The 6,000-nt window shown below is 71.2% G+C and carries 7 protein-coding genes; 4 read left to right on the top strand and 3 right to left on the bottom strand.

What is annotated here, in order from left to right; all coding sequences use genetic code 11:
• Window positions 1-494: acyl-CoA dehydrogenase family protein (locus CC117_RS22280; protein ID WP_256385402.1), on the top strand; the 494-nt coding region annotated here is incomplete at its 5' end.
• Window positions 495-541: 47 nt separating this feature from the next.
• Here the strand turns inward: CC117_RS22280 and CC117_RS22275 are convergent.
• A complete protein-coding gene (locus CC117_RS22275; RefSeq protein ID WP_071087256.1) occupies window positions 542-1,741 on the bottom strand; it encodes an RNA-guided endonuclease InsQ/TnpB family protein in 1,200 nt (399 codons plus the stop codon).
• Entirely contained in the window at window positions 1,738-2,172 is a 435-nt protein-coding gene (tnpA, locus tag CC117_RS22270; protein WP_241830318.1) for an IS200/IS605 family transposase, read from the bottom strand. Before tnpA ends, CC117_RS22275 begins: the two co-directional genes overlap by 4 nt.
• Before the next feature lie 131 nt (window positions 2,173-2,303).
• Here tnpA and CC117_RS22265 point away from each other — a divergent pair, with 131 nt between their 5' ends.
• The 3 genes from CC117_RS22265 (at window position 2,304) to CC117_RS22255 (ending at window position 4,414) form a co-directional block, all read left to right on the top strand.
• Window positions 2,304-2,951, top strand: coding sequence for a class I SAM-dependent DNA methyltransferase (locus tag CC117_RS22265; RefSeq protein WP_071087225.1), 648 nt, complete (start codon window positions 2,304-2,306; stop codon window positions 2,949-2,951).
• A 132-nt stretch (window positions 2,952-3,083) separates the two neighbouring features.
• Complete coding sequence (locus tag CC117_RS22260; protein ID WP_071087223.1) at window positions 3,084-3,965, top strand: alpha/beta hydrolase family protein; 882 nt, start codon at window positions 3,084-3,086, stop codon at window positions 3,963-3,965.
• Window positions 3,966-4,090: 125 nt separating this feature from the next.
• Complete coding sequence (locus CC117_RS22255) at window positions 4,091-4,414, top strand: DMT family transporter (protein WP_084132580.1); 324 nt, start codon at window positions 4,091-4,093, stop codon at window positions 4,412-4,414.
• 58 nt (window positions 4,415-4,472) lie between these two features.
• Here CC117_RS22255 and CC117_RS22250 read toward each other — a convergent pair whose 3' ends face one another.
• Window positions 4,473-5,573, bottom strand: a complete 1,101-nt coding sequence (locus CC117_RS22250) for a helix-turn-helix domain-containing protein (RefSeq protein ID WP_084132567.1) — start codon at window positions 5,571-5,573, stop codon at window positions 4,473-4,475.
• Window positions 5,574-6,000 lie beyond the last annotated feature (427 nt).

The raw sequence follows: 6,000 nt of genomic DNA, 5'->3' as shown, positions 1-6,000 counted from the left end.
ACCCCACCCTCCCCCTGCACACCACCACCCCCGGCGACCCGCAGCTCCCCCTCGCCGCCGGCCACCGCGCCCTCGGCTGGTGGCTGCTGGGCACCGGCCGCACCATGCTCACCCTCGCCCGCGAACACGCCCTCACCCGCACCCAGTTCGGCCGCCCCATCGCCACCTTCCAGGCCGTCCGCCACCGCCTCGCCGAAACCCTCGTCGCCCTCGACGGCGCCGAAGCAACCCTGCACGCCGCCACCACCACCCCCGAGGACCCCCTCGCCGCCCTSCTCGCCAAAGCAGCCGCCGGCAAAGCCGCCCTCGACACCGCCCGCCACTGCCAACAGGTCCTCGCCGGCATCGGCTTCACCGCCGAACACGACTTCCACCACCACCTCCGCCGCGCCCTCACCCTCGACGGACTCCTCGGCAGCACCCGCGACCTCACCCGCCAGGCCGGCACCCACATCCGCMMSCASSRCCACGCCCCCCGCCTCATCAACCTCTGAGGTATAGCTGGGAGGTGACTACTCCGACGGCTGAAGCCGCCGGCTTCTCAGGCTCCTTGTGCGGCCTGACGGGCCAGCCCGACCCGGAGGATGTTGGCAGCCGCGTTGACGTCGGCGTGCGCGGTGTGTCCGCACGCCATACAGACGAACGCGGCCTGGGTCCTGCGGTTCTCCGCGGCACAGTGGCCGCAGACGGCGCAGGTGCGGGAGGTGTTGGCGGGATTGACCTCCACGACGACCCGCCCGGCGCTTTCAGCCTTGGCGTGCAGAACGTTGAGAAACACCCCCCAGCCCGCATCGAGAATGTTTCTGTTCAGCCCGGACTTGGCCCTCTGCCCGTTCGGCAGGAACGCACCCGGCGCGTCGGGATCGGGCCTGGCTCTGGCACGTCGGGTCATACCCCCGACGTTGAGCGCCTCGACAGCGATCAGGTCATGGTCACGAATCAGCCCGAGCGCGGTCTTGTGCGCGAGGTCGAGGCGCTGCCGGGCAACGGCCCGGTGCCGGCCCGCGACCCGGGCGACCGCCTTACGGCGCCGTTTCGACCCGCGTTCCTTACACGCCAGGTCGCGCTGCGCGGCGGCCAGCCGGCCCGCCGCCCGCTCGGCGAACCGGGGGTTTGCGTAGTGAACGCCGTCGGAGGTGGTCGCGAGGGAAGCCACGCCCAGGTCGACACCGACCACCGAGCCTGTCGCGGGCAGCGGTTCGGCTGGTACGTCGTCGCAGGACACGACGACATACCAGCGGCGGCCCTCCCGCCGGACGGAGACCGTCTTGACGGTGCCGCGTACCGGCCGGTGCTGGTTGACCTTGAGGTGGCCGACGCCCTGGAGCCGGACCCGGGTCCGGGTCGGGTGGTACGGGTCGCTGTCCCAACGGCAGCCGTCGCCGTCCTTCGGCCACTCGACGGTGTCGAACCGGTTCCGCCCTTTGAACCGCGGATAGCCCGGTGTCTGCCCGGCCCTGACGCGGCGGAAGAAGGCGACCATCGCCTTGTCAAGGCGACGCAGAGTGGCCTGCTGAGACGAGTACGACCAGCGCGCCTGGTCCGGGTCGAACGCTCGGATCTCGGAGAGCTGCCCGGCCTGCGCGGTATAGCGGACCGAGGTCCTCGACGGGTGCCGCCAGGCGTCGCGCCGTTCCTGCAGCGCGGCGTTGTAGAGCGCCCGGTGGTCGTCAAGCATCGCCGTCAGCGCGGCCACCTGGCGGGCCGTCGGGCGAAGCTGGAACCTGAAGGCCCGTCTCACCACGTCACCGCCCTACGCCACGGCCGCTCGTTCCGCATGTCGATGTACCGCCGCACCGTATCGGCGCAGACCGCGCCGACCGTGGCGACGAAGTACGACCGGGACCACAGGGTCGGCAGCCGGGACCGCAGGTGCGGAAACTCCGCACGCAGCACGTGGGACGTGAAGCCCTTGAGCTGGTTGGCGATGTACGACGGGGCGTGCTTCGGATGAGCTTTCACGAACAGATGCACGTGGTCGGGCTCGATCTCCAGCGCCATGACCAGCCAGTCATGCTCAGCACACTTCTCGCGAAGCAGGGAATCCAACCGGTCACGGACCAGGCCGGCCAGGACAGCCCGCCGATACCTGGGGCACCACACCACGCGGCAGCTGAGGTCACGGACCCCACCCGCCCCCGCAGTCACCTGCCGCCCCACACACACGACCATATCAACACGAGTGGTCTCACAGTTACGGTCCGTACCGGATTCCCCCGTCGCCTGAAGGCGACAGCCCCCACCGGAGGCGTCTGATGGACTCGGACAGGACGAGCTCAGCCGGACCGAGTCGATGGTCGTCGGTGGCGGGTCGTGCGTCGGGGCAGCGCTATGCGGCCCGGTTCGACCAGCTCGCGGCCCAGGGAACCGACGTCCACGGCGAGGCGACCCTGTGTGCCTCCCTGGTGCCGCCCGGTTCCCGGGTTCTCGACGCCGGATGCGGCACGGGGCGGGTGGCTGTCCGGCTGGCCGAGTCGGGCTACCACTGCGTCGGTGTGGACAACGACCGGTCGATGCTCGATGCCGCCACTGCTCGCTCGACGGCGGTGGCCTGGATCCACGCGGACCTTGCGGCCCTCGACCGCCCGGCCGGGCACGACGGGCCTCGCGCACTCCCCGCTCCCGCCGCCATCGACGGGCCCTTCGACCTGATCGTCGCGGCCGGAAACGTGATCCCGCTGGTGGCGCCCGGGACGGAGGCCTCCGTGGTGCGTGGGCTGGCGCAGCGGTTGGCTCCGGGTGGCCTTCTCCTCGCCGGATTCGGTCTCGACGCGGCGCACCTGCCACTCCCGGAAGCCCCGTTCGGCCTGGCGGACTACGACGCCTGGTGCCACGCCGCCGGCCTGACGCTCCAGCGGCGGCTCGCGACCTGGGACGGCGCCGCCTTCGACGAGGCCGCGGGCCGCGCCGGCACCGCCGGCTACGCCGTCAGCATCCACGCACGTCGCTGATCGCACCCAGTCAGCCACAGTGAGACACGGGCAGTCGCAGCTGGCCGGCGCCGATCTGCCGAGGGCAGACATCCTCTGCTCTCGGCAGGCGAACGGCACGCCGCACGTGATCCGGTCCTAGGTTCGCATGCCATGAGCACACCGTTGACCGAGCCCGTCGTCGGCTGGGCGGCCGGCGTTCCCTTCACGGCGCTGCCGCCGTCGGCGAGCGCCCAGGACCAGGGCCGCGGGCCCGCGCCGCTGATCGTCGCCTGGCACATGATGGACGCCCCGCGCTCGGACGCGGCGTTCGCCGCCGCGCTTCCGCTGGCCGGGGTGCACGCCTGGCGGGTCTACCTCGGGATGCCGCTGGTGGGGCGGCGTCCGGTACCGGGTGCGTACGAGGCCGCGCAGACGGATCCGATGATGCGGTACGTCGGCCCGGTGGTCCGGCAGGCGACCGAGGAGTTCCCCGCCGCGCTCGAGATGCTGCGGGAACGGTTCCCCTGCGGCGACGGGCCGATCGGGGTCGTCGGCGGCTCGCTCGGCGGGACCGTCGCGCTGAACGTGCTGGCCCGCGTGCAGGTGGACGTCGCGGCCGTCGCGCTGGTGAACCCGGCCATCCGGGCCCGCACGGCGGTCGAGGTCTTCAGCGCGGCGCACGGCACCTCCTACCCCTGGGGCGAGCAGGCGCGGGCGAGCGCCGACGAACTGGACTTCGTGGCACACGCCGCCCTGATCGGCGCCCGGGACCCCGCGCCAGCGCTGCTGGTGGTCAGCGGTGAACACGACTACCCACGCAGCCGGGTCGACGCGGCCGAGCTCGTGGCAGCCCTGGGCCATGCAGGCTCCCGGAGCGGCGGGAGCAGCGCGAGCAGCGCGAGCAGCGGGCCGGAGCGGATCCGCCTGGAGACGATTCCCGGCCTGGACCACCCGCTCGCCGAGCAGCCCGGAGTGGAACCGGCGCCGCAGACACCTCTCGCCCGGCTCGTCGACGAGACGGTCACCGCCTGGTTCCGCACCCACCTGCGCTGAAACAGCCGGGCGGYGACCCACGGACACTCCGGCAGCGAGGGCCCTCGCGAGGCCGGACCGCGCCGTACCCGAACCTGGAGCGACACGGCTGGTCCGGCCGATGACGCGGGGGATGGGTGGTGCGGGTGCGGTATCTGCTGCTGATGGTCGCGATCGTGTCGGAGGTGGTGGCGACCAGTCTGCTGAAGAGCACCGCGGGCTTCTCCCGCCTGTGGCCGACCGTCGCCTGCCTCGCCACCTACGGAGTGGCGTTCCTAGCACTGTCCCTGGCCATCGAACGCGGGCTGCAGGTCGGCATCGGGTACGCGATCTGGTCGGGGCTGGGGACCACGCTGATCGTCCTGATCGGCGCTCTGTTCCTGCACGAGCCACTCACCGCGGCGAAACTCCTCGGCGTGGCCCTGATCATCGCGGGGGTCATCGTGGTCAACCTCGCCGGCGCCCACTGAAGGTGCCCGGGTGCCCGGATACCCGGATGCCCGGCCGACGTCGGCGCCGACCGTGAGGTCAGGAGGCGTCCAACCGTAGTCCGTGGTTGACGTCACCCGCCACCAGCCGCATCAGCCACAGGGCCATCACCGCACGGGCCCGGCCGATCGGGCTGTCGAGCCCGAAGCCCAACAGGGACTCGGCGCGCCTGATCCGGGCCGCGGTCGAGCTGTGGTGCAGGTGACTGGCCGCAGCGGCCCGCCGGAGGGATCCTTCGGCCAGCAGCGACTCGATCGAGGCGATCATGTCGCGCCCGCGCGCCGACGAGGACAGCCGGATCATCGCCTGGACGTCCGGCAGACCCACCACCTCGTGGGCGGGAACGTGCGACGCGATCAACGCGAGCCCGCTGAGGTCGTCCCAGTAGACGATGTGATCACGGTGCGGTCGCTCGACGGCGAACCGCAGCGCGACCCGGGCACAGCCGAGGGAACTCGCCGCCCGCAACGGCGGCAGGGCAGGTCCCACGCCGAGGCGGGAGAAGGGCGCCGACGACAGTGCCCTCGCATCCGCGCTGACCAGCAGGACGGCCGTCTCCCCCACCACGGCCCACTGCGCGACGGAGCCGGCCCGGCGCAGGACCCCGATGTAGGGATTCATGCTGTCCGTCTCCGCCGCGAGAGTCGCCAGCACCCGGATGTCGCGATCCGACCTGAAYCCGAGCATGCGAAGTGCCCGCAGCCGGTCGATCTCTCCGGTGCTTTCCGCGAGCGCGATCTCCACCAGGCCGGAAGCATCTTCCAGCGATCTGCTCTGCGCACCACGTGTGATCGCCGCTCGAACGGCGGCGGCAAACCTCTCCATGAGCAACATGTCCAGTGGCTCAGGATCATCGGTTCTTTCGAGCCACACCGACGCGCCATCTTCGATCTCGGTATGAAGAGGGCCGGAGAACGGCCCGTCGAGAGTGGTCAGGTTACCCGCCGGATCGGAGCGCAGCAGCCGGCCCCGTTCGACGTCGTACATACCCGCGGCGCATCGGGCGATCTTTGCCGCTCCTTGCACGATCTTCGAAACCGCAGCTGCCTGCTTCGTGAGGGAGTCGAAGTAGGAGATTATACTCAGGACCCTTTTAGCGTCCTCGTCGCGTGTCGACAGCTGCCCGATGAGGATGTCCATGTGCGCCAACCTAGGCCGTCCCGGCGGGCAACACTCCGTGTGGTGACAAACGCGACGCTTTCCGGTCGACAGCCAGCCTCAGCGCCCGTCCGCCACCATGGCGGTCCACCTACATGACGGCGCAGCGAAGCGTCCGTGACCGATCAGAAAAGGGTACCGGACGGGGCGGCAGAACTCCCGAACTATTGCTCGCGAGCAACCAATGAGGGTGGCCTCGGGCCGGTCACGTCCGTCGCCGCACAATTCCGCGTGCTGGTTTGTCGTCGCCCCCCGCTCCGGGCGGGCCGGCGGGCCGATCCTCGACGGGACAGGTCCTCGACCTGCGTCCTGAAGTCCGGCATCCGCACACCCGCCACGAGTGGGCGAGGCCCGGGGCGACGGCCACCGCTCGGCGGGAGTACCACGGCGAACGGCCGCCATCCGTCGG

This window comes from Parafrankia colletiae, assembly GCF_001854655.1.
Taxonomy (GTDB): Bacteria; Actinomycetota; Actinomycetes; order Frankiales; family Frankiaceae; genus Parafrankia; species Parafrankia colletiae.
This window is presented reverse-complemented; position numbering and strand designations above follow the sequence as displayed.